This window comes from Terrabacter sp. Soil811, from assembly GCF_001429655.1.
In the GTDB taxonomy this organism is placed as follows: Bacteria; Actinomycetota; Actinomycetes; order Actinomycetales; family Dermatophilaceae; genus Terrabacter.
Window position 1 is genome coordinate 99,942 of record NZ_LMSX01000008.1, and the last position, 26,214, is coordinate 126,155.

19 protein-coding genes and 1 tRNA gene are annotated in these 26,214 nt (G+C 72.9%); 11 read left to right on the forward strand and 9 right to left on the reverse strand.

Going from position 1 to position 26,214, the window contains the following annotated elements; genetic code table 11:
• Positions 1 to 2: 2 nt before the first annotated feature.
• A complete protein-coding gene (locus tag ASH01_RS11010) occupies positions 3 to 1,883 on the reverse strand; it encodes a glycosyltransferase family protein (protein WP_056777572.1) in 1,881 nt (626 codons plus the stop codon).
• 79 nt (positions 1,884 to 1,962) lie between these two features.
• Here ASH01_RS11010 and ASH01_RS11015 point away from each other — a divergent pair, with 79 nt between their 5' ends.
• From ASH01_RS11015 to ASH01_RS23850, 8 genes are all read left to right on the forward strand, one after another.
• Entirely contained in the window at positions 1,963 to 3,798 is a 1,836-nt protein-coding gene (locus ASH01_RS11015; RefSeq protein ID WP_156415546.1) for a glycosyltransferase family 4 protein, read from the forward strand.
• Complete coding sequence (locus tag ASH01_RS11020) at positions 3,795 to 4,718, forward strand: ABC transporter permease (protein ID WP_056775659.1); 924 nt, start codon at positions 3,795 to 3,797, stop codon at positions 4,716 to 4,718. The genes ASH01_RS11015 and ASH01_RS11020 overlap by 4 nt, the downstream gene beginning before the upstream one ends.
• A gap of 1 nt (position 4,719) precedes the next feature.
• On the forward strand, positions 4,720 to 5,499 hold the full coding sequence (locus tag ASH01_RS11025; RefSeq protein ID WP_235509597.1) for an ABC transporter ATP-binding protein: 780 nt from the start codon (positions 4,720 to 4,722) through the stop codon (positions 5,497 to 5,499).
• Positions 5,496 to 6,707 carry a glycosyltransferase gene (locus tag ASH01_RS11030; RefSeq protein WP_082619700.1) on the forward strand — a complete coding sequence of 404 codons (1,212 nt, stop codon included), beginning with the start codon at positions 5,496 to 5,498 and terminating at the stop codon, positions 6,705 to 6,707. Before ASH01_RS11025 ends, ASH01_RS11030 begins: the two co-directional genes overlap by 4 nt.
• A gap of 19 nt (positions 6,708 to 6,726) precedes the next feature.
• Positions 6,727 to 7,986, forward strand: coding sequence for a UDP-N-acetyl-D-mannosamine dehydrogenase (gene wecC, locus ASH01_RS11035; protein WP_056775663.1), 1,260 nt, complete (start codon positions 6,727 to 6,729; stop codon positions 7,984 to 7,986).
• 13 nt (positions 7,987 to 7,999) lie between these two features.
• A complete protein-coding gene (gene wecB, locus ASH01_RS11040; RefSeq protein WP_056775665.1) occupies positions 8,000 to 9,229 on the forward strand; it encodes a non-hydrolyzing UDP-N-acetylglucosamine 2-epimerase in 1,230 nt (409 codons plus the stop codon).
• Positions 9,222 to 10,508 (forward strand): nucleotide sugar dehydrogenase, encoded by a 1,287-nt coding sequence (locus ASH01_RS11045; RefSeq protein ID WP_056775667.1) that lies wholly within the window; start codon positions 9,222 to 9,224, stop codon positions 10,506 to 10,508. Before wecB ends, ASH01_RS11045 begins: the two co-directional genes overlap by 8 nt.
• 64 nt (positions 10,509 to 10,572) lie before the next feature.
• Positions 10,573 to 10,704 carry a hypothetical protein gene (locus tag ASH01_RS23850; RefSeq protein WP_268807398.1) on the forward strand — a complete coding sequence of 44 codons (132 nt, stop codon included), beginning with the start codon at positions 10,573 to 10,575 and terminating at the stop codon, positions 10,702 to 10,704.
• A gap of 6 nt (positions 10,705 to 10,710) precedes the next feature.
• Here the strand turns inward: ASH01_RS23850 and ASH01_RS11050 are convergent, their stop codons facing one another.
• Positions 10,711 to 11,484 carry an isocitrate lyase/PEP mutase family protein gene (locus ASH01_RS11050; RefSeq protein WP_056775669.1) on the reverse strand — a complete coding sequence of 258 codons (774 nt, stop codon included), beginning with the start codon at positions 11,482 to 11,484 and terminating at the stop codon, positions 10,711 to 10,713.
• Between the two features lie 90 nt (positions 11,485 to 11,574).
• Between ASH01_RS11050 and ASH01_RS11055 the strand changes: the two genes are divergently transcribed.
• Entirely contained in the window at positions 11,575 to 12,462 is an 888-nt protein-coding gene (locus ASH01_RS11055; RefSeq protein ID WP_056775670.1) for a hypothetical protein, read from the forward strand.
• Between the two features lie 7 nt (positions 12,463 to 12,469).
• On the opposite strand, the gene ASH01_RS11060 is transcribed toward ASH01_RS11055, so the two are convergent.
• From ASH01_RS11060 to ASH01_RS11085, 6 genes are all read right to left on the reverse strand, one after another.
• A complete protein-coding gene (locus ASH01_RS11060; RefSeq protein ID WP_082619706.1) occupies positions 12,470 to 14,569 on the reverse strand; it encodes a multicopper oxidase family protein in 2,100 nt (699 codons plus the stop codon).
• A gap of 233 nt (positions 14,570 to 14,802) precedes the next feature.
• Positions 14,803 to 19,614: an ATP-dependent helicase gene (locus ASH01_RS11065; RefSeq protein WP_056775672.1), complete on the reverse strand. Its 4,812-nt coding sequence runs from the start codon at positions 19,612 to 19,614 to the stop codon at positions 14,803 to 14,805.
• A gap of 46 nt (positions 19,615 to 19,660) precedes the next feature.
• Positions 19,661 to 20,101, reverse strand: a complete 441-nt coding sequence (locus ASH01_RS11070; RefSeq protein WP_056775674.1) for a nuclear transport factor 2 family protein — start codon at positions 20,099 to 20,101, stop codon at positions 19,661 to 19,663.
• Between the two features lie 37 nt (positions 20,102 to 20,138).
• Positions 20,139 to 21,947, reverse strand: a complete 1,809-nt coding sequence (selB, locus tag ASH01_RS11075; protein WP_056775676.1) for a selenocysteine-specific translation elongation factor — start codon at positions 21,945 to 21,947, stop codon at positions 20,139 to 20,141.
• 1 nt (position 21,948) lies between these two features.
• Positions 21,949 to 23,259, reverse strand: a complete 1,311-nt coding sequence (gene selA, locus ASH01_RS11080) for an L-seryl-tRNA(Sec) selenium transferase (RefSeq protein WP_056775677.1) — start codon at positions 23,257 to 23,259, stop codon at positions 21,949 to 21,951.
• Positions 23,260 to 23,281: 22 nt separating this feature from the next.
• Positions 23,282 to 23,377, reverse strand: a tRNA-Sec gene (locus tag ASH01_RS11085).
• A 56-nt stretch (positions 23,378 to 23,433) separates the two neighbouring features.
• Here ASH01_RS11085 and selD point away from each other — a divergent pair.
• A complete protein-coding gene (gene selD / locus ASH01_RS11090) occupies positions 23,434 to 24,435 on the forward strand; it encodes a selenide, water dikinase SelD (RefSeq protein ID WP_056775681.1) in 1,002 nt (333 codons plus the stop codon).
• Entirely contained in the window at positions 24,432 to 24,830 is a 399-nt protein-coding gene (locus tag ASH01_RS11095; RefSeq protein ID WP_056775683.1) for a rhodanese-like domain-containing protein, read from the forward strand. The genes selD and ASH01_RS11095 overlap by 4 nt, the downstream gene beginning before the upstream one ends.
• 7 nt (positions 24,831 to 24,837) lie before the next feature.
• On the opposite strand, the gene ASH01_RS11100 is transcribed toward ASH01_RS11095, so the two are convergent.
• On the reverse strand, positions 24,838 to 26,187 hold the full coding sequence (locus ASH01_RS11100; RefSeq protein WP_056775685.1) for an L-lactate MFS transporter: 1,350 nt from the start codon (positions 26,185 to 26,187) through the stop codon (positions 24,838 to 24,840).
• Between the last annotated feature and the right edge of the window lie 27 nt (positions 26,188 to 26,214).

The window sequence follows — 26,214 nt, forward strand, 5'->3', positions numbered from 1 at the left end:
CCTCAGACGGTGACGTGGACGGTGGGGTCGCCGTGGAAGGCGAGCACCCCACGGCGGGAGAGCAGCTCGACGTCCGAGATCGGCCACGTGTGACCGTCCGGCGTCGACGCGCGCACCGACACGAAGTTGAAGCGGTCCGTCGAGTAGACGCGGCCGCCCTCGGCGCGCACCTTGTCGAGGAACGTCGTGTCGACCCGCCGCGGCAGGTCCTCGAACCGCAGCCGCGCCGCGAGGTCGCGCTCGAGGAGCAGGGTGCCGCCCTGGACGAGGTCGACGTAGCGATGCTCGGCGTCCGGGAAGCGCAGCAGGGTCGCCCCCGTCGCGGTCAGGTGCGCGTAGTGCGCCCACTTCCCGACGACGGCCGCGTCGGTGTAGTCGAAGGCGCGGACGAGGTCGCGGAGGTAGTGCGCGGCGTAGACGTTGTCGTCGTCCATCTTGGCGACGAAGCGCCCGGACGCCGCGTCGACGCCGGCGTTCATGCACGCGCCGAGGGTGTCGGTGGACGGACGCGCGACGACGACGACGCGGGTCGGGTCGAGCCCGGCGGCCTCGGCCCGACGACGCAGCTCGTCGCCACCCACCTCGAAGCCGTGCGTCACGAGGACGAGCTCGGTCTCCGCGTGGGCCTGCGCCGCGACGAAGCCCAGAACGTGATCGACCTGGCCGGGACGCATCGTCGGGACGACCGCAGAGATGCCGAGGTCGCGGGACGGCGTCTCGAGACCGACGGCGGCCAGCACGGTGTCGATGCGGTGACCGTAGGTGTGGGCGTCGAGCACCCGGCGGTGGGCGCGCAGCCCGAGCCGGTCGCGGTAGTCCTCGTGCTGGAGGAGGGCGCGCAGCTCGCGCGTCGTCTCCTCGGCGCCGCGGGTGACGCGGACCGTGTCGCCGAAGAAGGGCTCGACCGAGGCGGCCGGACCGGACAGCACCGGCGTCTGCGCGGCGGACAGCTCGAAGAGCCGCCGGGCGCACATCGTCGGCGACTCGGTGACGGAGTTGACGTTGAGGAAGACCTTGTAGGCCGTGTAGGCGCCGAGCATGCGACGGTACGGCAGGCTCCCGACGAGCGCTCCGGCATACGCCCTCGGGAACTGGTAGCGCTGGTCGCGGCCGGCAAGGCGGGAGAAGACCTCGAGCCCGAGCGGCAGGGCGGGCTCGAGGACGTAGGCCATCTGTGCCCGGCGCTCGTCGTGCTTGTCGGCGAAGTAGCTCCCGGCGAAGGCGACCTCGCGGGTGCGGCCGGCGCCGTGCCGCACCGGCGTGTGGATGCGGGGCTGGGCACCGAAGGGCAGCAGGCCGATCCGGGTGTGGCCGAGGTCGCGCTCATAGTCCGGGATGCGGCCCGCGTCGACGGTGAAGACGTGGTCGAAGAGGCGGGCCGTCTCGACGAAGAGGTCGTAGTTGGGCGGGTCCTCCTTGTTCCAGAAGACCGTCGGGACGCCCGTCGAGCGGCAGTGCTCGACGAGCGCGCGCAGCTCCGGTGACGGGCCGGCCTCGGTCGTCATGGCGAGGCGCCACGTGCCCCCGTTGCCCGCCCACGCCGACTCGACGAAGAGGAGGTCGACCGGCCGGGCCGCGAGCTGGTCGCGCCAGTCCTGCGGCGTCACGCAGACCTGCGTCCACTCGTAGCCCAGCGCGAGCTGCGAGAAGTCGTCGAGGACCACCGCGGCGACGACCTCCGGACGCGCCACGGGACCGCTCGGGATCTCCGGGCGCGGCACGTCGACACGCAGCCGGGCCGACCTCACCCGGGGCAGGCGGCGTTCGACCTCCTTGCGCACCTTGCGCGGAAGAGCCTGTCGCGCTTGGGGATCCCGCGCCGCCCGCACTGCGGCACTGCGGGCCCGGTCGAGGTCGGACAGCACTCGCTGCCGCGTGTTCACCACAAACTTCTCTCTCTGTTCGACTGACGTTCCGCCCGGGCCGGTCCGCCGTTGGGGGTGGGACTGCAACGTTCGGTGCGTGACCTCCAGACTCGGCGCCAGTGTGGCATCCGCGCTCGGCGCCCCCGGTCCACGCGATGCAACGGGGAGTCGAACAGTTGGTGACGTCCCGACCACGACGGCACTGATCGTCGCCAACCTCCCCGTCGCCGCGTGCGTGGCCCGCTCCCACCTCGCCCGCAACCCGTGGCAGGCGGTGTGGGTCGGCGCCCGGGTGCTCCCCGCCGGCGCGCAGCGCGAGCTGAGCCGGCGCAGCCGCGGACCACTGTCGGTCATCGCCGCCGCGGCCTCCGGACAGCGCGAGCTCGCTCGCCGCCGTCTCACGGACGAGCTGCGTGGCGCGGGTCCCCGGCGGGCACAGCACCTCCTCGCAGCCGCGGCCGCGACCGGCCAGCTGGACGGGATCGATGGCGCCACAAGCGGATTCACGCAGGCAACGACGGGCTCCTCCGCCGCCTACCTCGCCCACGCCGCCGGCGACGTCACCGGTGCGCAGCGCGCCCTCGACGGCCTGCGCAACCCTGCCGCCCGAGTGCACCGTCGCTGGCTGGCCGGCGAGCGCTCCGTCCTGACGGGCGCGGCACTCGACGGACTTCCCACGACGACCGACGGCCCGCACCGCGCTCCGTCCACGGCGACCCGCACCTCCGTCGTCCACGTCGTCACGAACTCGCTGCCCGAGGTGCAGGCCGGCTACACGGTGCGCACGCAGGGCCTCGTCGCCGCCCAGCGCGCCGCTGGGATCGACGCGCACGTGTGCACCCCGCCGGGCTTCCCCGTCGCCCAGGGACACCTCGGCGCGGCGCCGTCCACGACGCTCGCGGGCGTGCCCTACCACCGTGACCTCGCGGCCGGGCGCCGTCTCGACCTCCCGGACCGCCACCTGGAGGCGTATGCCGTCACGGTCGCCGCGCTCGCCCGCGCCGTCGGTGCCGACGTCGTCCACGCGCACTCGAAGCACGTCAACGCCCAGGCCGCCCTGCTCGCCGGCCGGCGCCTCGGGGTGCCCGTCGTCTACGAGGCCCGCGGGTTCCTCGAGGACACGTGGCGCACGCGCGGCGGGGACGCCGACAGCGACTTCTACCGCTGGACGCGCCGGACCGAGACGCGCTGCCTCTCGCTCGCCGACGCCGTCGTCACGCTGTCGCAGAGCATGCGCGAGGACGTCGTCGCGCGCGGCGTCGACCCGAAGCGGGTCCACGTCGTCGGCAACTGCGTCCCCGACGCCCTGCTCACCGACGTCGTCGACGGCGGACCCGTGCGCGCGGCCCTCGACATCCGCCCCACCGATGTCGTCATCGGCACGGTGTCGACGCTCAACGCGTACGAGGGCATCGACGTGCTCCTCGACGCGGGTGGCCTGCTCGACGACGCCCGGCTCGTCGTGCTCGTCGTCGGGGACGGTCCGGCCCGCGAGCGTCTGACCCGTCGCGCTGCCGAGCTGCGCCGGTCGGGCACGCGGACGCGCTTCGTCCTCACCGGGCGGGTGCCGCACAGCCGCACCCACGAGCACCACGCGGCCATCGACGTCTTCTGCGTCCCCCGCCGGGCCACCCCGGTCACGACCCTCGTGCCGCCCCTCAAGCCCGTCGAGGCGATGGCGCTCGGACGTCCCGTCGTCGTCACCGACCTCCCGCCGCTGCGCGAGCTCGTCGGCCCCGACCGCGGACTCGTCGTCGAGGGCGCGGACCCGCAGCTGCTCGCGCAGGCGCTGGGTGAGCTCGTCGCCGACCCCGACCGGCGGCACCGGCTCGGGGCGAGCGGACGCGACCACGTCGCGAGCGAGCGGACGTGGTCGGTGGCCGCGGCGGCATACGGACAGGTCTACGAGCAGGTGCAGGCGGTGGCGGCATGACGATCGGGAGCGGCAGCGTGGTGGAGAGCGTCGAGGCGCCGGAGGCACGGACCGAGCGGGCCCGGCTCACCGCCGAGGAGGCGGCCGCCCTGGCGCGCCGTGCCGGCCTGGAGGAGCTCGGCGTCCGGCCGGGCCTGCTCGGCTACGCCCGCGAGGTCTGGAGCTACCGCCACCTCGTCTGGCACCTGTCGTCGGCGCAGGCCTGGGCGACGAACCAGAACAACTACCTCGGCCAGCTGTGGGCGGTCCTCAACCCGCTGCTCCTCGTCGGGTCGTACTACCTGATCTTCGGGCTGCTGCTCAAGACCCGCGGCGGCACGTCGAACTACATCGCGTTCCTCACCATCGGCATCTTCGTCTTCGGCTACTCCGCGAGCGCGATCATCGCCGGCTCGCGGGCCGTCGTCGGGCAGATCGGGCTCGTGCGCGCATTGCGCTTCCCCCGGGCCGTGCTGCCCATCTCGGTGACGCTGACGCAGTTCCTCGTCAACGTCCCGGCGTTCGCCGTGCTCATGGTCATGATCCCCCTGACGGGAGAGCCGTTCTCGCCGCATTGGCTGCTGTTCCCCGTCGCGCTCGTCTTCCAGAGCCTCATCAACCTCGGTCTCGCGTTCTACCTCGCCCGCGTCGTCAACACGGCCCGCGACTCGGCCAACCTCGTGCCCGTCGGTGTGCGGCTCGCCCGCTACGTCTCGGGCGTCTTCTTCTCGATCCCGCACTACGCCGGCTACGGGCTGGTCAGCGCCCTGCTCCTCTACCAGCCGCTCGCCGTCAGCATGACGACGGCGCGCGAGGCCCTGATGGACCAGTACCCGCTGACGTGGGGCAGCTGGGTCGCTGCCGCGGCCTGGGGCGTCGCGCTCAGCGTGACGGGAATCGTCTTCTTCTGGCGCGGGGAGGGTCGCTATGGGAGCAACTGACGTGGCTGACACGACGACGCCGAGCGTCATCTGCTCGGGGCTCGACATCGTCTACACGGTCTTCGGCGCCAAGCAGAAGGGCACCGACACTGGCGGCCAAGTGCCGCTCGTCGAGCGCCTGCTGACGAAGCGCAACCCGGTCAGCTCGGTCCGCAAGGTGCACGCCGTCAAGGACGTCTCGTTCGTCGTCAACCACGGTGAGGCCGTCGGCATCATCGGTCGCAACGGCTCGGGCAAGAGCACGCTGCTGCGCGCCGTCGCCGGGCTCATGCCCCCGACGAACGGGCGCGTCTGGGCCTCTGGACGCCCGTCGCTCCTCGGCGTCAACGCCGTGCTGCTCACGGGCCTGACCGGCGCCAAGAACGTCATGATCGGCGGTCTCGCGCTCGGCCTGACGCCACGCCAGGTCCGTGAGCGCTACGACGACATCGTCGACTTCAGCGGCATCGGGGACTTCGTCAACCTGCCGATGAGCGCCTACTCGTCGGGCATGGGGGCACGGCTGCGCTTCGCGATCTCGACGGCGGCCGCCCCCGACATCCTCATGATCGACGAGGCCCTCGCGACCGGTGACGCCGAGTTCCAGGCACGCAGCCGCGACCGCATCGCCGAGATCCGCCGCGACGCGAGCACCGTCTTCCTCGTCAGCCACAGCAACGCCGCGATCCGCGAGTCGTGCGACCGCGTGCTGTGGATGGAGCAGGGACGGCTCGTCATGGACGGCCCCACGGACGAGGTCGTCCGGGCCTACGAGCAGTCCCACCGGAAGGCTCCCGCGTGAGCCCTCACCCCGCACCGCGACGCGACGGGACCCTGCGCGCGCTCGTCGTCACCGTCGTGCACCACCCCGAGGACGCCCGCATCCGGCACCGCGAGATCGGCGCCCTCCTCGACGCCGGCGTGCAGGTCACGTATGCCGCCCCCTTCGTCGCGCATGGCCTCGACCTCCCCGACGTGGCCGGACTGCGCTCGGTCGACCTCCCGCACGCCACCGGGCGCTCGCGCGGCGAGGCCTTCCGGGCCGCCCGGCGGCTGCTGGCCCACGAGGCCCGCGACCACGACGTCGTGATCGTCCACGACCCCGAGATCGTCGCTGCCGCAGCGGGTCTGCGCCTGGACAACCTCGTCTGGGACGTCCACGAGGACACCGCTGCCGCCATCGAGGCGAAGCCCTGGGTGCCGGCACGTGCCCGCGCTCCTCTCGCCAGTGCGGCCCGCGCCATCGAGCGGCACGCGGAGCGTCGGCACGAGCTGATCCTCGCCGAGTACGCCTACGCCGACCGCTTCGAGCGCGAGCACGTCGTCGTGCCCAACACGGTGCGCGTCCCGGCCACGGCGACGGCGCCCGGCGCGTCGCGTGCCGTCTACCTCGGCTCGCTGACGATGGCCCGCGGCGCGGCGACCCTCCTCCAGACCGGGCGGCTGCTCACGGTCGCCACCCGCGGCGAGGTCAAGGTCGAGATCATCGGCGGCGCCCGTGACACCCGCACCGCCGACACCCTCGACTGGGGCGTCAAGTGCGGCCACGTCGTGCACCACGGCTTCGTGCCGAGCGCGCGGGCCCTCCCGATGCTCGACGGTGCCCTCGCCGGCCTGTCGCTGCTCGAGGACCGCCCGAACTACCGCCACTCGATGCCGACCAAGGTCATCGAGTACATGGCCCACGGCCTGCCCGTCATCACGACGCCGCTGCCGCTCGCGGCCGACCTCGTCGAGCGATCGGGCTGCGGCGTCGTCGTGCCCTTCGACGACGCCGAGGCCACGGCCGCCGCCCTCATCGAGCTGGCGCGCGACCCCGAGCGACGCGCGGCGCTGGGACGGGCCGGACACGCGTACGCCCGAGAGCACCACGACTGGAACGTCATCGGCCGCGACTTCGTGCGCCACGTCACCGACCTCGCCCAACGCCACCGCGGCGCGAGCGAGCCCCGTGACGTCGCCGAGCGACCCAGCACCTACGCCCACCCCGCCACCCACCAGCAGCACTGACAGCACAGGGAGATCCACCATGTTCGAGGACGGAATCGCCGTCATCGGCCTCGGCTACATCGGCCTGCCCACCTGCGCCGCCCTCACCCGCCACGGACTGCGGGTCACGGGCGTCGACGTCAACGAACGCACCGTCTCGGAGATCAACGCCGGACGCGTGCCCATCGTCGAGCCGAACCTCGACGTCGCGATCGCCTCGGCCGTCGCCGACGGCCTGCTGACAGCGACGACGACGATGCCGCACGCGTCCGTCTACCTCATCGCGGTGCCGACCCCGTTCATGGGCGACCACGAGCCCGACCTGCGGCACGTGCGCTCGGCCACCGAGGCGATCGCGCCGATGCTCCGTGGCGGGGAGGTCGTCATCCTCGAGTCGACGTCGCCGCCCGGGACGACCGAGCTGATCTCCGAGTGGATCTCGGACCTGCGCCCCGACCTCAAGCTGCCGCACCTGGGCGGCATCTCGGACGTTCACGTCGCACACTGTCCGGAGCGGGTGCTGCCCGGCCGGATCATGGTCGAGATCTTCTCCAACGACCGCATCGTCGGCGGTCTCTCCCCCGAGTGCGCGCTGCGCGCCGCGGAGGTCTACCGGCTCTTCGTCACGGGCGAGATCATCCTCACCGACGCGAAGTCGGCCGAGATGTCCAAGCTGACCGAGAACGCGTTCCGCGACGTCAACATCGCCTTCGCCAACGAGCTCGCCGAGATCTGCGAGCACATCGGCCTCGACGTCTGGGAGGTCATCTCGATGGCCAACCACCACCCGCGGGTCAACATCCTCCAGCCCGGCCCCGGCGTCGGCGGGCACTGCATCGCCGTCGACCCGTGGTTCATCGTCTCGGCGGCCCCCGAGCAGGCGCGGATCATCCGGGCCGCCCGGGAGACCAACGACGCCCGCCCGGGCACCGTCATCCGGAAGGTGTCCGACGCCCTCGTGGCCGCGGGCCGCGGGGACGGGCAGGGCGCGACGGTGGCCTGCCTCGGTCTCGCGTTCAAGGCCGACATCGACGACCTGCGCGAGTCGCCGGCCCTGCTCATCACCGAGACGCTCGCCGCCGAGCTCCCCGGCACCCGGGTCCTCGCCGTCGAGCCGCACGTCGGCGCGTTGCCCCCGGCCCTGGCCGCCCTGCCGAACGTCGAGCTCGCCGCGACCGGACAGGCCATCGACGAGGCGGACGTCGTCGTCCTCCTCGTCGACCACGCCGCCTTCCGGTCCATCAGCCTCGGCGACCTCCGCGGTCGCGAGCTCGTCGACACCCGCGGCCTCTGGCGCTGAAGGAGATCCGGACATGAGCACTGCACTGCCCACGGCCCGACACCGCGTCATGACGGTCTACGGGACACGACCCGAGGCGATCAAGATGGCCCCGCTCGTGGCGGCCCTCGAGGCCGACGAGCGCATCGAGCCGGTCGTGGCCGTGACCGGTCAGCACCGCGAGATGCTCGACCAGGTCAACGCGCTCTTCGGGATCCGTCCGGCCCACGACCTCGACCTCATGGCCCCGGGGGCGACGCTCGCCGAGATCACGGCCCGCACGGTGCTCGCCACCTCGGCCCTGCTGCGGGAGACCCGCCCCGACGTCGTCGTCGTCCAGGGCGACACGACGACGGTGCTCGCGACGGGGCTGGCCGCCTTCTACGAGCACATCCCCGTCGTGCACCTCGAGGCGGGCCTGCGCACGGGTGACGTGCGCTCGCCCTTCCCCGAGGAGGCCAACCGGCGCCTCACCGCGCCGCTCGCCGACCTGCACCTCGCCCCGACGGCGACGTCCAAGGCGAATCTCGTGCGCGAGTCGATCGACCCGAGCCGCGTGCCCGTCACCGGCAACACCGTCATCGACGCGCTCCAGTGGACGACCGCCCAGCCCGTCGAGTTCGACGACCCGCGCGTGGCCGAGGCCGTCGACCACGCGGCGGATGGGCGCGACCTGCTCCTCGTCACCTCCCACCGGCGTGAGTCGTGGGGTCCCCGGATGGTCGAGACGATGACGGCGATCCGCGACCTCGCGCTCGACCGGCCCGACCTGCAGGTCCTCCTGCCGATGCACCGCAACCCGATCGTCCGCGACGTCATCGAGCCGCTGCTCGGGTCGCTCGACAACGTGCTGCTCACCGAGCCGCTCGACTACCACCAGTTCGCGCACGCCCTCGCCGGCGCCACCGTCGTCCTCACCGACTCGGGCGGCGTGCAGGAGGAGGCCCCGAGCCTCGGCAAGCCGGTGCTCGTCATGCGCGACACGACCGAGCGCCCCGAGGCCGTCGAGGCCGGGACGGTCCGCCTCGTCGGCACCGACGGCGGCACGATCCGCGCCGCCGTCGAGGAGCTGCTCGACGACGCCGATGCCTACGCCGCGATGGCGAACGCCGTGAACCCCTACGGCGACGGTCGGGCCGCCGAGCGGTCGGTCGCCGCCATCGCCGAGCTGCTCGGCCTGGGCCACCGGGCCCCGGACTTCGACCCGAGCGAGTCCACGCGGGAGGCTGCGTCCGCCAGCGACTCCCGACTGGTCCGTGTCTGACCGGCGACGCCACGACGTCGTCGTCGTGGGGCTTGGCTACGTCGGCCTCCCGCTCGCGCAGGCCGCGGTCGGCGCGGGCCTGTCCGTCGTCGGTCTCGACGCCAGCGCCGTCGTCGTGGCCTCCCTCGCGAACGGCCGGTCGCACGTCGACGACCTGACCGACGAGGACGTGACGAAGATGCTGGGCGCCGGCTTCGAGCCGACGACCGACCCGACCTGCCTCGCCGAGGCCGCCGCGGTCGTCGTCTGCGTGCCGACGCCGCTGGGCGACGAGGGCGGCCCCGACCTCGCCGCCGTCCGGGCGGCCATGACCGAGCTGTCCCGGCACCTGACCCGCGACACCCTCGTCGTCCTCGAGTCGACGACCTACCCGGGCACCACCGACGAGGTGGTGCGCCCGATCCTCGAGACGACCGGGCTGCGCGCCGGGGTGGACTTCGCCCTCGCCTTCTCGCCGGAGCGCGTCGACCCGGGCAACACGGCATACGGCATCGGCAACACCCCGAAGGTCGTCGGCGGGCACACGCCCGCGTGCACGGAGGCGGCCTGCGCCTTCTACTCACGCTTCGTCGACACCGTCGTGCCGACACGGGGCACCCGCGAGGCCGAGACGGCCAAGCTGCTCGAGAACACCTACCGCCACATCAACATCGCGCTCGTCAACGAGATGGCGCGCTTCTGCCACGACCTCGACATCGACCTGTGGGAGGTCATCGCGGCAGCGCGGACGAAACCCTTCGGTTTCCAGGCGTTCTACCCGGGCCCGGGCGTCGGCGGCCACTGCATCCCGATCGACCCGAACTACCTCTCGCACAACGTGCGCACGCGGCTCGGCTACCCCTTCCGCTTCGTCGAGCTCGCCCAGGAGATCAACGCCTCGATGCCGGCCTACGTGGCGCGCCGGGTGCAGGACGCGCTCAACGAGGACGGCAAGGCGCTGCGCGGGGCGCGAGTGCTCCTGCTCGGCGTCACGTACAAGGCCGACATCGCCGACCAGCGCGAGTCGCCCGCCGTCCCCGTCGCCCGCCGCCTCCTCGAGCAGGGCGCACGCCTGTCGTTCCACGACCCGCTCATCGACCACTGGGACGAGCTGGAGGCCGAGCTCGGGGACGCCGCCATCTCGGTGCCGCACCTCGAGGCCGCCGTCGTCGACGCCGACCTCGTCGTGCTGCTGCAGCGCCACCGGGACTACGACGTGGACGCGCTCGCGCGAGCGTCGCGCCGCTTCCTCGACACCCGCGGCGTCGTCACACCCAGCGAGCACGCTGAGCGTCTCTGACGCCTCCTCGCCCACCTCGACGCTGCCGCCGACCTGCATCACCTCGAGCAACTACGACCACGTCGTGGCCGGGCGGGCCTACCAGTCGGGTGGTTACGCGTACGCCCTCGGCTCGAACCAGAAGCTCGGGCTCTACAACACCTTCTACACAGCCACGCTCAAGCAGTCCTCCCCCGGCTACTGGGAGAGGTGCTGAGCAGGCTCAGTTGAGCGTGCGGGTGCCCTCGGGCAGCGCGCCACCGGCATAGACGTCCTCGGCGAGACGGGCCAGAGCGGTCAGGGCGACGTTCTGGCTCCACGGGCCATAGGACACCCGGGCGACGCCCAGGCGCTGCAGGGCCGCGAGGTCGAGGGAGCCCGGGACGGCGATGACGGTGAGCTTCTGCGGCCCCAGCTCCTCGACGAGCCGGCTCACGGTCGGTTCGTCGAGCTTGCCGGGGACGAAGAACGTCGAGGCGCCGGCGTCGAGAAAGGCGCGGCCCCGCTCCACGGCGTCGGTGAGCACGTCGGCCGGGTCGCGGTCGCCGGCCTTGACGTAGGCGTCGGTGCGGGCGTTGAGGACGAAGGGGATGCCGGCCCGCTCACCGGCGGCGACGGCAGCCTCGACGGCCCGGACGGCGTCCGGCAGCGCCTTCATCTGGTCCTCGAGGTTGGCGCCGACGATGCCGACGTCGATGGCGCGGGCCACCGTCTCGCCCGCGTCGCCGTAGCCGGCCTCGAGGTCGGCCGTGACCGGCAGGTCGACGGCGGCGGCGATGCGGCCGACGGCCTCGATCATTAGATCGCGCGGGATCTGCTCGCCGTCGGGGTAGCCGTACGACGCTGCGATCGAGTGGCTCGCCGTGGCGAGCGCCTTCGTGCCGGGGGTGTCGGCGACGACGCGGGCCGTGATGACGTCCCAGACGTTGACGACGAGCAGCAGCTCGGGGTCGCGGTGCAGGCGCTGGAGCTCCTGGGCCTTGGCAGCGGTGTCCATCTCGGGTCCTCTCGGTCGTGGTGCTCGACGAGTTGGACGTACCCGGACGCGACGGGGCACCGACGGCCCGTTCGCGGCTAGCATCGCGACGTGATCGGGTCGTACGCGTCCGCCGGAGCCTGGGGTGCCCGCTACGGTCCCGTGCTCATCCGGCGGATGCTCGACCGCGAGCGTTCCGGCACCTACGTGGTGCTCGTGCTCGCCGAGCTCGCCCTCGTCGCCGCTTTCGCGGGCGTGCTCGTGGCACTGCTCATCGTGACCCGGGACGATCCGCTGTGGCTGCGCGCACTCGGCGTCGGCACCGTCGCGATGGCCACGTGCGGCGCGGTCGTGTGGGTCGTCGAGGCGGCCGCGCGTTGGTCGTGGAGCGTGCGTCGCCCGGAACGGCTCGTCCTCGCGGCAGCGCCGTCCGGTGCCGCTTCGACCGCCGTCCTCCGCTCACGCGCGTCGTTTGCGACGCCGCTCACCAACGCGATCCTCGTGACGGCGTGGTGCGCCTTCATGGTCGTGCTCACCGCGCCCGTGCCCTGGGCAGCCGTGGTCTTCGGCCTCGCCACGCTCGCCTCCTGTGCCCGGCTGGCGCCCTTCGCCCTGGGTCGCGCCTCGGCGGGCGGGGTCTACCTGACGCCGACCGCGGTCGAGCTGCGCTGGGGCGTGCGGTCGGCGAGCGTGCCCTGGGAGACGGTGCGTGGCACCCCCGACGACCTCGCGCACGGCCTGGCCGGGGCGACCGACGCGACAGGTGACCGGGCCTTCCCGGTCGACGTGCCCCTCGACGTCACCGACCAGCCGTTCGCCGGTCGCGTCGCCGTCCCGGTCGCCTACCTGTGGCTGCGGGCGGACGAGCTCTCCGAGCTCATCGGGTGGTATGCCGCCCAGCCGGCTCTGCGAGCACGCCTCGGCACGCAGGAGTCCCTCGCGTGGCGGCCGACGGCGCCGAGTGCCGTGACGATGGCCGACGGCGACACCTTCTCGTGACCCGAGGTCAGCCGCTCGGTTGGCGGTGCTGCCTGGGTCCGATCCGGTAGGGCCGCATCATCTCGTTGTCCTCGTGCTCGACGATGTGGCAGTGCCAGACGAACTGGCCCGGGTTGCTGAACCTGGCCCGGATGCGCGTCACCTCGCCCGGGTAGGCGATGACGGTGTCCTTGACGCCGCTCTCCCAGGCCTCGGGTGGGCGGGGATCGCCTGCCGGCCGGGACGGTGGTTCGGTCTCACCGGCCTCGTTGGTCACCAGGGCCTGTCGGTCGACCACTTCGAACGTCGTCTCGTGGACGTGCATGGGGTGGGCGTCAGCCGTGAAGTTGTGGAACTCCCAGATCTCGGTGTCTCCGACGCGAGGGCTCTCGGTGACCGGGTCCGCCCACATGAGGTGCTCCGGATTTCCCCCGCGGTCCACGGTGCCCAGCATCGCCTCGGCGGGTCCGTCCCAGGCGCTCGACATCATCTCGAGCAGGCCGAGTCGTCGGGTGCGCGTCTCGGCCGGCAGCGGCACGAGGGCCGGCAGGCGCAGGAACCGGGGCGGTGTCGTCGGGTCGGGCCCGGTGGCGGGCACGACCCGGAACTGCAGGACCTGGCCGGTCGTGTCGGGGTCTGCCGCGTCGAAGTCGTCGTCCGGCTTGCCACCGCCGAAGGGCTCGTCGGGGCCGACGTTGGCCAGGACGTGCTTCCCGAGAGGCACGTGCGTGAAGTCGACGACGATGTCGGCGCGCTCGGCGAGGCCCATCAGGAGCCGGTTGTCGTGGTGGGCAGTGAGGTTCACCGGCGCAGCCAGGAAGCCGCCCTCGTTGCCGATGGCCCAGACCTCCACGCCGGGGATGTGGGCGAAGTCGAGGATGAGGAAGCGGGACTGGCAACCGTTGAGGAAGCGGAACCGGTAGCGACGCTGCTCGACGACCTGGAAGGGCCAGGTGTTGCCGTTGACCATGATCGTGTTGCCGAAGAACTCGGGATTCCAGATCGGTGAGAGGTCCGTGTCCGGGACGAAGCCCGGGTTCGCCGCCGTGGCGCCGTCGAAGAACTCGCGGCTGTCGGGGTAGAAGAGGGAGCCATCCTCGTTGAACGCCCGGTCCTGGATCGCGACCGGGATCTCGTAGTAGGCCTTCTTCGGAGGAGAGGCGTCTCCCCTCTTCGGCGCGGGTCCCGGCAGCACGGCAGTCGCACCGGAGCGGACGTCGAGGACGGCCTCGTCACCCTGCGGTCCACCCCTGATGAGGAAGAACCCGGCAGGCCCGGCGTACACGTTGAGGCGGGTCATGCCGAGTGCGTGGTCGTGGTACCAGAGCGTCGACGCACGTTGGTCGTTCGGGTACTGGAAGACGGCGTAGCCCGGGCCCCACTGGGGGCCGAGTGTCCGGGCCGCCTTGTCCTTGAAGAAGGCGTACCAGGTGCCCTCGGTCGCGTATCCGGTCGGTAGGTTGGCAGCGGCCGGCAGGAACCAGGCCTCCGGGTAGCCGTCGCTCTCGTCGCCGACTCCAACCGCTCCGTGGAGGTGGGTCACCATGGGCACGGGGCCGGTGTAGCGCCCGGGCGTCTGCCGGAAGGTCGGCCGGGTGTCACGCCCGACAACCCCACCGGGCGGGTTGGCCCAGTGCAACGTCGGGTCGACCGGCAGCAGGTGCGGCAGGTACTTCCCGGCGGTGTCCACGAGACCGTTGATCCACTTGACCCGCACCGGGCGGTCCCAGCGCGACTCGATCGTCAGCGACGGGGCGTGATGCAGCAACAGTCCCTTCTTGCTGTCAGAGGTCACGGCGCCGTAGCCCCACACCGTCGTCGCGGGCAGGCCGGCGGGAAGGATCTGCTGGGAGAACTGCTTCACCGAGATCTCGTAGTAGTCGGCAGGTTTGCCGCCCTTGCGCTTGATGGACCCCGCGCGCGGCATCACCGGCGGTACGAGCAGCGGTGTCACGAACTTCGACACCGTCGAGGGATCGAGCGTGCCACCGAGGACAGCGGCGACGGCCTGTCTCGTGCCGTCCGGTGCGTAGGCGTAGAGCACGAACCCCGCGCCCGCGACGCCCGCTGCCCTGATGAAGCTGCGCCGGCTCAGCTGCCGGGGCCGTGTGTCGCCTGGGTCCTGCATCGTTCTCACCGTCCAGCTCGGCGACAGCTCCCGCGGGTGGGGTGTCCCCGCCTGCGCTCGGTGGCCGCCTGGGGCGCCTTGCCCCCTCCCTGCCAGAGTCGCACCGCGACAACCCCAGGACCGGGGAATCAGGAACAATGCTGTGAGATCCATGTGACACCCCTCAGGGCGGATTCCCTGTCGTACCAGCACGATCGTGACATTTCACGATCAGCGACAGACGCTGCGGCGCGTCAACGGCGCAGGCGCAGTCCCCGCGGTGTCATGTGGAAGCCGGCCTGCGACAGGGCCTGCACGAGCGGGTGGTCGGAGCCGAGCACCGAGGCGCCGTCGGCCTTCTCGACGGTGAGTCGGCCGAGGGCTCCCTCGCGGACGGCGAGCGCGAGGGCGTCGGCCGCAGCCTGAAGTCGCTCGGGGTCGTCGGACCAGCAGAGCATCGTCTTGCCGCCGCGCTCGACGTAGAGGACGAGCTCGCCGTCGACGAGGACGACGAGCGCCCCGGCCTTGCGGCCGGGCTGGTGGCCCTTGCGGCGAGGCGCCTGCGGGGACTCCGCTGGCTCATCAGCGGCGTCGGTGAGCCCGCGCTCGGGCCAGCCGATGGCGGCACCGTAGGGGTTGGCGGGGTCGCTCGCGGCGAGGACGAGGGCCGGCGGCCCGGTGCGCTCACGCCCGGCCGCAGAGTCCTGGGCCCCCGCACCGGGCAGCCGTGACATCGACCTGAGCCGGTCGACGGCCCCCGTCGAGGCGAACTGCGAAGCGCCGAGGCCCTCGACGAAGTAGCCGCGCCGGACCTTGCCGGCCTCCTCGGCCGCGGCGAGCACGCGGTAGACCGCCGCGAAGCCACCAGGGACGTCCTCGGTGACGACCGACCCACGGGTCAGCACGCCGTAGCGGTCGAGGAGCAGCTCGGCGTTGGTGACGGCCCGGACCGTCGGGTCGGACTCGGCGGGCGGCAGCGACGTCCAGCGACCGACGCCGGTCGAGGGCCCGGACCCGACCGCGCGACCTGCGGCCAGCGCCTTGCCCGTCGCAGCCTCCTCGGCGGCCTCGATCTGCGACGGGCTCGTGCCGGCGAGGGGACCGCGCAGGGAGCCGAAGCGGCCGAGCGAACCGCGCCGGCCGGCATACCTCGTCGACCGGGGTCCGGACGTCGTGCGCTTGTGGGCGGTGCGGCCACCGGCGAGGAGGGCACGCAGCGGCGCGATGGTGTCGTTGGTGATGCGCCCCGACCACAGCAGCGACCACAGCGCGTCGTTCAGCTCGGTGTCGCCGAGCCCGACCCGCGTCGAGAGGGCCCGGAAGAAGTACGCGCCACCGCTCTCGAGGGCCTCGAGGACGGCCTGCTCGTCGTCGGTGAGGTCGACGACCTCGGGTGGGGTCAGCGTCAGGTGCGCGGCATCGGCGAGGTGGAGGCTGACCCAGCCGTCGTCACCGGGCAGCGAGCCGTGGCCGCGCCAGACGACCTCGCCCGAGCTCATCACCTCGTCGAGCAGCGCCGGGCGGTAGTCGGCGACGCGCGCAGGGAGCACGAGCGACTCGACGGCGCTCGCCGGGACGACCGCTCCGGTCAGCTGCTCGACGGCGCGGAGCAGGCCCTCTCGGCCGCGCAGGCCGCCACCGACGCCCTGCCACTGCGGGAGGAAGCGGGCGAGGTCGGGCTGGGCGACCGGCTCGACCTCGTGGCGCAGCGCGGCGAGCGAGCGGCGCCGGAGCAGCCGGAGCACCTCGGCGTCGCAGAACTCGGGGCCGTGGCCGCCGCCGTTCTCGGTGGGGAGCAGCTCGCCCTCGACGACCCGACCGGCCGAGACGAGACGGCGCAGCGCGTCGTGGACGACCGCCGGACCCACGCCCCACCACGCGGCGACGGTCTGGACCGCGAAGGGCCCGTGGGTGCGGGCGAAGCGCGCGACGAGGTCGGCGAGCGGGTCGGGCACCGGGTCGAGGAAGGCCTGCGGCACGCCGACCGGCAACGCGGTGCCGAGGGCGTCGCGCAGTCGCGCGGCGTCCTCGATGGCAGCCCAGCGCTCCTCGCCGCCGACGCGCACGGCGATGACGCGACGGGCCGCCTCGAGCTCGGCGAGGGCCGCCTCGACGGCCGACGGCTCGAAGCCCTCGGCCGCACGAGCGACGATGTCGCGCACCGACAAGGGGCCGAGCACCCGGAGCAGGTCGGCGACGTCCTCGCCGTCACGGGCACCCCGCTCTGGTGTCAGCCGCTGGAGCTCGGCCTCGGTGCGTGCGACGGCCTCGGGGTCGAGCAGGTCGCGCAGCGCGAGCGCCTCACCCTGACCGAGCAGCTCGGAGAGCAGCGACGGGTCGAGCGCGAGGGCGGCGGCCCGGCGCTCGGCCAGCGGTGAGTCGCCCTCGTAGAGGTACTGCGCGACGTAGCCGAAGACGAGCGACTTGGCGAAGGGGCTGGGCTGGCTCGACTCGACGTCGACGACCTTGACCGCGCGCGAGCGGATGTCGCCCATGAGCTCGACGAGACCCGGCACGTCGAAGACGTCCTGGACGCACTCGCGCACGGCCTCGAGGACGATGGGGAAGGTGGGGTACTGGCTCGCCACCTCGAGCAGCTGGGCGGCACGCTGCCGCTGCTGCCAGAGCGGCTGGCGCTTGTCGGGTCGGCGGCGGGGCAGCAGCAGCGCCCGCGCCGCGCACTCCCTGAACCGCGCTGCGAACAGGGCCGATCCGCCGATCTCCTGCGTCACGAGCTCGCTCACCTCCTCGGGCTCGAGGGTGACGAGCTCGACGAGCTGCTGACCGACCGCAGCGCCGTCGTCGAACTCGAGGTCGGGCAGGCGGAAGACGATGCCGTCGTCGCCGTGCATGGCCTGGACGTCGATGCCGAAGCGCTCGCGCATGCGTGCCGCGACGCAGAGCGCCCACGGTGCGTGGACCTGGCCGCCGAAGGGCGAGAGCACCGCGACACGCCAGTCGCCGATCTCGTCACGGAAGCGCTCGACGACGATGGTGCGGTCGTCGGGGACGTGCCGCGTCGCCTCCTTCTGCTCCGTGAGGTAGCCGATGAGGTTGTCGGCGGCCCACTCGTCGAGTCCGGCGGCGGTGACCCGCGCGCGGGCCCGCTCGGGCGTCAGGCCCACGATCTCGCGGACGAACCCGCCGAGGGCGCGCCCCAGCTCGGCCGGCCGGCCCTGCTGGTCGCCCTTCCAGAAGGGCAGCTTGCCCGCCTGTCCCGGCGCCGGCGTGACGAGGACGCGGTCGTGGGTGATGTCCTCGATGCGCCACGTCGAGGTGCCGAGGGTGAAGACGTCGCCGACCCGCGACTCGTAGACCATCTCCTCGTCGAGCTCGCCGACCCGGCGACCGGGCCCCTCACCGGACGCGAGGAACACGGCATACAACCCCCGGTCGGGGATGGTGCCGCCGCTCGTGACGGCGAGGCGCTGGGCGCCCCGGCGGCCGGAGAGCGTGTCGGTGACGCGGTCCCAGACGATGCGCGGGCGCAGCTCGGCGAACTCGTCGGACGGATAGCGGCCGGCGAGCATGTCGAGCGTCGCCTCGAGGACCGAGCGCGGGAGGGAGGCGAAGCTCGCCGTGCGGTGCACGAGCGCCTCGACGTCGGCGACGGTCCAGTCGTCCATGGCGCACATCGCGACGACCTGCTGGGCCAGCACGTCGACGGGGTTGGCCGGGACGCGCAGGGACTCGATGGCGCCGGCGCGCATGCGCTCGACGACGACGGCGGTCTGCACGAGGTCGCCGCGGAACTTCGGGAACATGACGCCCTGGCTCACGGCACCCACCTGGTGGCCCGCCCGACCCACGCGCTGGAGCCCGCTCGCCACCGACGGCGGGCTCTCGACCTGGATGACGAGGTCGACGGCGCCCATGTCGATGCCGAGCTCGAGGCTGCTCGTCGCGACGACGGCAGGGAGGCGCCCGGCCTTGAGGTCCTCCTCGATGGTGGCCCGGTGCTCCTTGCTCACCGACCCGTGGTGGGCACGGGCGAGCACGGCCGGCGCCCCGCGAGAGACCCCCGCCTGGGCCATGACCTGAGCGGGCGGCCGCGTCGAGAGGGCAGCAAAGCTCGGGACCGGGAGGTCCTCCTGCTCGGCGAGACGCTCCTCCCAGATCTCGTTGAGGCGCGAGGTGAGCCGCTCGGCGAGGCGGCGCGAGTTGGAGAAGACGATCGTCGAGCGGTGCTCGGCGATGAGGTCGACGATGCGCTCCTCGACGTGCGGCCAGATGCTCGCCTGTGGCGCCTGGCCCGCGGCCGGACCCGAGAGGTCGGGCACGCCGGGTGAGATCTCGGCCGGCGCGCCGCCCAGCTCGCCCATGTCGGGGACCGGCACGACGACCTCGAGGTCCCACTGCTTCGTCGACTCCGGCTGGACGATCTCGACCGGGCGACCGCCCGCGAGGTAGCGCGCCACCTCCTCGACGGGACGCACCGTCGCCGACAGGCCGACCCGCTGGGCGGGGGTGGGCAGGATCGCGTCGAGGCGCTCGAGGCTGAGCGCGAGGTGCGCGCCGCGCTTCGTGCCGGCGACGGCGTGGACCTCGTCGATGATGACGGTCTCGATGCCCTTGAGCGCCTCGCGCACCGACGAGGTGAGCATGAGGAAGAGCGACTCGGGCGTCGTGATGAGGATGTCGGTGGGCGCCCGGGCGAAGGCCCGGCGCTCGTTGGCCGGGGTGTCGCCCGAGCGGACGCTGACGGTGATGTCGGGCGGCGCCAGCTCGAGCCGCGTCGCGGCGTGGCCGATGCCGACGAGGGGCGCGCGCAGGTTGCGCTCGACGTCGACCGCGAGCGCCTTCATCGGCGAGACGTAGAGGACACGGCACCGCTCGAGCCGCTCCTCGGGGACCGGCTCGCTCGCCATCCGGTCGATGGCCCAGAGGAACGCCGACAGGGTCTTGCCGGAGCCCGTCGGGGCGACGACGACGGTGTGGTGGCCCGAGCTGATCGCGTCCCACGCGCCGGCCTGGGCGGTCGTGGGCGCGCTGAAGCTGCTCCGGAACCACGCTGCGGTCGCCGGAGAGAATCGGTCGAGCACGTCGGCCCGCTTGCCCTTCGCCATCGGGGTCAGCCTGCCATCCCGCGCCGACACGACGGCGTCGCCGTGGTCAGAAGGGCGGCAGCTCACCCTCGCCCGGCGTCACCCGACGCTCCGACTCGTCGATGCGCACGTCGTTGATGCTCGCTTCGCGCCGGCGCATGTACCCGAGGTCGTCGAACTCCCACTGCTCGTTGCCGTAGGAGCGCCACCACTGTCCGTCGGCATCTCGCGACTCGTACTGGAAGCGCACCGCGATGCGGTGGCCCTCGAACGCCCAGAGGTTCTTGCGCAGCCGGTACTCCCGCTCCCGGTCCCACTTGCGGCGCAGGAAGTCGACCACCTGCTCGCGACCCACGAGGTGCTCGTCGCGGTTTCGCCACTCGGTGTCCTCGGTGTACGCGCTCGCGACGCGCTCGGGGTCACGGGTGTTCCAGGCGTCCTCGGCGGCCTGCACCTTCTGGCGCGCGGTCTCCTCGGTGAACGGCGGGACGGGGTGTCGTGGGTCCATCGTCGGTGCCTCCTTCACGAGACGATGACCAGCGTAGTCACGACGGCGCCGGCCGGTCCGGCCTGCGGACCTCGCGGTGCGAGCCGTCGAGACGGCGTGTCCAACCGCGGCCGTCGAGGTGCTCGAGCAGAGGGATGACGGTGCGCCGGGTGGAGGCGAGCGCGACCCGGGCTTCGCTCGTCGTGAACGGCTGCGGCAGCCCGGCGAGCACGCGCATCGCGCGGGCCGGACCGGTGGGCAGCAGCACGACGTCGTCGTCGAGGCGCACGAGGCGACCGGCTCGCACGGCCGCAGCCACCTCGCGCGGGCCGAGACCGAGGGCCTGCAGCTCGCGCTGCTCGGGCGCTGCGAACGGCTCGTCGCCGAGCCGGGCCTCCAACGTGCGCAGGGCGGCCTGCACCTGTTCCGGCAGCGCCTCCCAGTGCCCGGGCAGGCCGACGCGCCCGTCACGCACCGCGAGTCCTGCGTATGCCGTGAGGTCGGCCAGGAGCGCCCGGTCGGGCGCGCCCGCCGCGGCACGACCGGCCTCGAGCGTCAGGGTCGGATCGAGCGGGTCGCCGGCAGCCTTGCGCTGCACTGCTGCTCGCAGACGATCGGCCCACTCCCGCCAGGCTGCGTCGGACACGAGCCACTGCCCGTGCCGGGCGACCGACGCCGCCGGGCGGCTGCCGCCGGGCACCCGGTTGCCGAGGGCGAGGGCGGCCTCGACGGTCATGGCACCGCGTCGTCCGACCTCCTGCCCGAGGTCCGGTCGACTGCCCTGGCGTGCCACGACGTCTGCCCGAGCGGCAGCGGCGCCGCGCCGTTGCAGCCGTGGTGGGTCGGCGTCGACGACGAGGGCGCCGTGGAGCTGTCGGGAGCCGGGGTCACGCAGGATGAGGCGGTCGCCGGCGACGAGGGGCAGCAAGGACGGCAACGTGAGGCGCGCGGCCGGGCCGCCGAGGGGGCGCACACGCGCCTCGGCCGCGTGCGTGCCGACGTGGACCATGAGGTGTGCCGACAGGCGATCCGGCACCTCACCGGTGAGCCGGACGTCGAGCTGGGCGGTCGTCGGCCATGCGCCCGGTGCCAGGAGCAGGTCGCCGCGACGCACCTCCTCGGCTGGCACACCGCGCAGGTTCACGGCCACCCTGGCGACGGCGGGGACGACGTCGTGGCTCCGCTCCAGCGACTGGAGGCCGCGCACGGTGACGTGCCGCGATCGCCCAGCGGCGTCGTGCAGCACCAGCTCGTCACCCGCACGGATCGTGCCTTCGCCCAACGTGCCCGTGACGACGGTGCCTGCCCCGCGGATCGTGAACGACCGGTCGATCCACAGCCGCAACCGGCCATCGGCCGCCGGCGGGTCCAGAGCCCCGACGAGCGAGTCGATGGCCGCCCTCAGGTCTGCCAGCCCCTCGCCCGTGCGGGCCGAGACCACCACGGCCTCGCTCCCGGCGAGCGACGAGCGTGCCACGCGTGCAAGCGCATCCGCCAGCGCCGGGGCAGGGTCGGCCAGGTCCCTTCGCGTCACGACGACGAGTCCGTGGGTGACGCCGAGCGCATCGACGGCGGCGAGGTGCTCGGTCGTCTGTTGCCGCCAGCCCTCGTCGGCGGCCACGACGAGCAGCACTGCGGGAGCGGGCCCCAGGCCGGCCAGCATGTTGCCGATGAAGCGTTCGTGGCCGGGCACGTCGACGAAGGCGACCTGCTCCCCCGAGGGCAAGGTCGTCCACGCGTAGCCGAGGTCGATCGTCAGCCCACGGCGGTGCTCCTCGGCCCAGCGGTCCGGTTCGATCCCCGTGAGCGCGCGCACGAGGGTGGACTTCCCGTGGTCGACGTGGCCGGCCGTCGCGATGACGTGCACGTCACCCGCCGTGCGTCAGCGCCGTGCGTACTGCCCGCGCCAGATCGGCATCGGACTCCGTCGGGACACAACGGAGGTCGACGAGGCAGCGGCCACGCTCGACCCGGGCGACCACCCCGGGGTCACCGACGCGCAGGCGCTCGGCGCACGCCTCGGGAAGGGCGACGGCATACCCGGGCAGTGGTACGCCGGGGGCTCCGCCGCCGCCGACGCGTCCCTCCACGACCACCACCTCGCCGCCGACCGCCTCGGCGAGGCGCTCGGTGCGCGCACGCAGGTCGTCACGATCCGCGTGGAGGTAGGCGGTGACGGGCGGCACCGGACCGCGCAGGGTCGCCTCGAGGGCCGCGAGGGTCAGCTTGTCGACCCGGAGGGCGCGGGCCAGGGGGTGGCGGCGCAGGCGTTCCACGCTCTCGGCGTCGCCGAGCACGAGACCGGCCTGCGGGCCGCCGAGCAGCTTGTCGCCGCTCGCGGTGACGATCGTGGCCCCAGCCGCGATGGCGGAGGCGGCGTCGGGCTCGTCGGGCAGGAGCTGGTCGGGTCGCAGCAGGCCACTGCCGATGTCGACGACGAGCGGCACACGGAGGCCACCGGGCGTCGTCAGCTGCGACAGCTGATCGACGGGGGTGGCGCTCGTGAAGCCCTCGATCCGGAAGTTGCTCGGGTGCACCTTGAGGACGCAACCGGTGTCGGGGCCCAGCGCGGCTGCATAGTCGTCGACCGTCGTGCGGTTGGTCGTGCCCACCTCGCGCAGGCGTGCGCCCGTCGACGCGATGAGGTCGGGCAGCCTGAAGCCGTCACCGATCTCGACCATCTCCCCGCGGCTCACGACGACCTCGCGGCCAGCGGCGAGCGCGGTCGTGGCGAGCACGAGCGCCGCGGCCCCGTTGTTGACGACGAGAGCGTCACCCGCTGCGGGCACGGCGTCCCGGAGAGCGCCGAGGGTTCCCCGCCCGCGCCGGGCCCGTGCGCCGGTGGTCACGTCGTACTCCACGTCGACGTAGCCGGCCGCAGCGACCACGGCCTCGACCGCGGCCGCCGACAAAGGGGCCCGACCGACGTTCGTGTGCACGACGACACCGGTGGCGTTGAGGAGCGGGCGCAAGGTCGTGGGGCGCGCCGGCAGGGCCGTTCGTGCGGCCTCGATGACCTGGGAGGGCGCGATCTCACCGCCCCGCGCCTGCGCCTGCGCCGCGCGGACGGCGGCCTTGACCGTGTCGGCGCCGTGCCGCTCGACCGCGGCGGCGAGCACCGGGTCGGCGAGGAGCGCGTCGGTGCGTGGGATCCGCCGACGGGGGTCGCTCTGCGTCACGCCGGCCTCCTCACGAGTGGTTTGGCGGAGGTGGACGGGAATCGAACCCGCCAGACCGAGATGCTCGGTCTCACCGGTTTTGAAGACCGAGGGGACCACCAGGTGCCCAGACACCTCCACGGGTCACCGTACCCAGCACACCGCATGCACGCTGCGCCGACCTACGGTGTGGGTATGAGCGCTGACGTGGAGCACGTGACAGCGGTGAGGCTGACCCAGTTCGCGCACGGTGGCGGCTGCGCCTGCAAGATCCCCCCGGGCGAGCTCGAGGAGATGGTGCGCGGCCTGACCGGGACGAGCCACCCCGACCTGCTCGTGGGCCTCGACTCCGGCGACGACGCAGCGGCGGTGCGCATCGACGGTGGGCTCGCCGTCCTGGCGACGGCCGACTTCTTCACCCCCGTCGTCGACGACCCCTACGACTGGGGGCGCATTGCCGCTGCGAACGCGCTGTCCGACGTGTACGCCATGGGTGGCCGCCCGGTGCTGGCCGTCAACCTGCTCGGGTGGCCGCGCGACGTCCTGCCGCTCGAGCTCGCCGCGGAGGTCCTTCGGGGTGGGCTCGAGGTCGGACGCCTCGCCGGGTGCCCGGTCGCCGGTGGGCACAGCATCGACGACCCTGAGCCCAAGTACGGCATGGCCGTCACCGGCATCGCCGACCCGGACCGCCTGCTGCGCAACGATGCCGCCGTCGCGGGACTGCCGCTCAGTCTGACGAAGCCCCTCGGGGTGGGCGTCCTCAACAACCGCCACAAGGCCACGGGTGAGGTCTTCGCGCACGCCGTCGAGTCGATGGTGACGCTCAACGACGTCGCGAGCGCCGCCGCGGTCGCTGCCGGCATCCGCGCAGCCACCGACGTGACGGGGTTCGGTCTGCTCGGCCACCTCTACAAGATGGCCCGTGCCTCGGGGGTGTCGGCAGTCGTGGATGCCGCCTCGGTTCCCTACCTCGACGGGGCCCGAGAGAGTCTTGACGCAGGTTTCGTCCCCGGTGGCAGCCGTCGCAACCTCGACTGGGTGCGGCCGCACCTCCACGCGTGCGTGGATGACGACGAGCTCGTGCTGCTCGCCGATGCCCAGACCAGTGGCGGCCTCCTCGTCGCAGGCGAGGTGCCCGGGGGCCGTGTGGTCGGCGAGCTCGTGCCGCGCGGCGACCACGTGCTCACCGTGCGATGACCCGCGTCGACGAGGCCCTCGCCCAGGCCCGCGAGGGGGTGGAGCGGTTGTCGCCCGAGCAGGCGTGGGCCGAGATGCGCACGGGCGCCCTGCTCGTCGACACGCGCACGGCAGCCCAGCGCGCCCGGCAGGGGGACCTGCCGGGCGCACTGGTCATCGACCGCACCGTCCTCGAGTGGCGACTCGACCCCACGAGCCCGTCACGGGTGCCCGAGGCGTGCGGTCCCGACCTCCGGGTCGTCGTCATCTGCCGCCAGGGCTACAGCAGCTCCTTCGCGGCAGAGTCGCTGCGCCGCATCGGTCTCGCTCGGTCGACCGACGTCGTCGGCGGGGTGGAGGCGTGGCTCGCCTCCGGCCTGCCGCTCGCGGCCGGCCCCGCCGACGTTCGAGAGTGAGCCGACCTCAGCGCGGAGCGGTGTCCGCCGTGTCCGCGGTGCCCGTGGTGCCCCGGCTGCTGCGGGTGTCACGGTTGCCGGCCGCGCCGACTGCGTCGCGCCTCGGCTTCTTCGTGATGAGCGGGAGCACCAGCGCGACGAGGGTGATGATGCCGATGACCGTGAAGCCGACGTTGTACGCCTTCTCGCTGCCGATGAGGGAGGCGATGAGCAGCGGGCCGACGACCCCACCGATGCTCCACCCGATGAGCATCAGGCCGTAGATCGCGCCGACGTTCCGCACGCCGAAGAACGCGCCGGCGGTCGACGGCATGGTGCCGAAAGCGCCGCCGTAGCAGAGGTAGACGAGCGCGGCGAGCACGCCGAAGAGGGCCTTGTTGGCGGCGTGGGGGATGAGCAGCAGGCACACGCCCTGGACGCCGAGGATGCCGAGGAAGGCCGGCATCTTGCCGACGAGGTCGGACAGCCAGCCCCAGAAGATCCGGCCCGCGCCGTTGAAGAGGCCGAGCACGCCGACGAGAGCAGCCGCGGCGGTGGCGGTGTAGCCGGCGACGTCACTGGCCGTGCCGGCGGCGACGGCGATGAGCGAGATCCCCGCCGTGACGCTCATCGTGAGGATCGCGGTGAGCAGGTACCACTGCTTCGTGTGCAAGGCCTCGCTCTGCGTGAAGTCACGCGACACCGCCGAGCCGCTGTCGACCTTCCGGGCGGCCGTGGCCGCCCCTGTGGTCCCATCCGGCACGACCGCAGGGTTGCGGAAGACGGACGTGCAGACGAGCAGGATGACGAGGTAACCGATGCCGAGCCAGAGGAACGCCTTGGTGGGCACGCTCGGGGACTGGTCGATGAGCGCCTGACCCACGGGCGCGGTGACGACGGCGCCGAAGCCGAAGCCGGCGACGGCGAGACCCGTGATGAGTCCCGGCTTGTCGGGGAACCACTTCTGCAGCATCGCGATCGGGACGATGTAGACCATGCCGAGCCCGAAGCCTCCGAGGACGCCGTAGCCGAGTACGAGCAGCCAGAAGGCGTCGGGCGACTGGGCGAACGAGGCGAGGATGACCCCGACGGCGTAGATGACACCGCCCGTCATGGCCACGAGGCGGGGGCCGCGCGCGTCCTGGAGACGACCGCCGACGTAGCTGCCGATGAAGATCATCCCGATGACAACGCTGAACGGGACGGCAGCCTTGGACTTCGACCACCCGAACGCCGCGTCGCTCTGCAGCGCCTTGGCGAAGACGCTCCACGCGTAGACGGAGCCGATGGACAGCTGCACGAGGACGGCGCACACGAGGATCACCCACCGGTTCGCGCCTCGGCCGGCGATCTCCGGCCCTGTGTCGGTCCTGCTCACGGCACTTCCCCTTCCGGTCGACCGGCG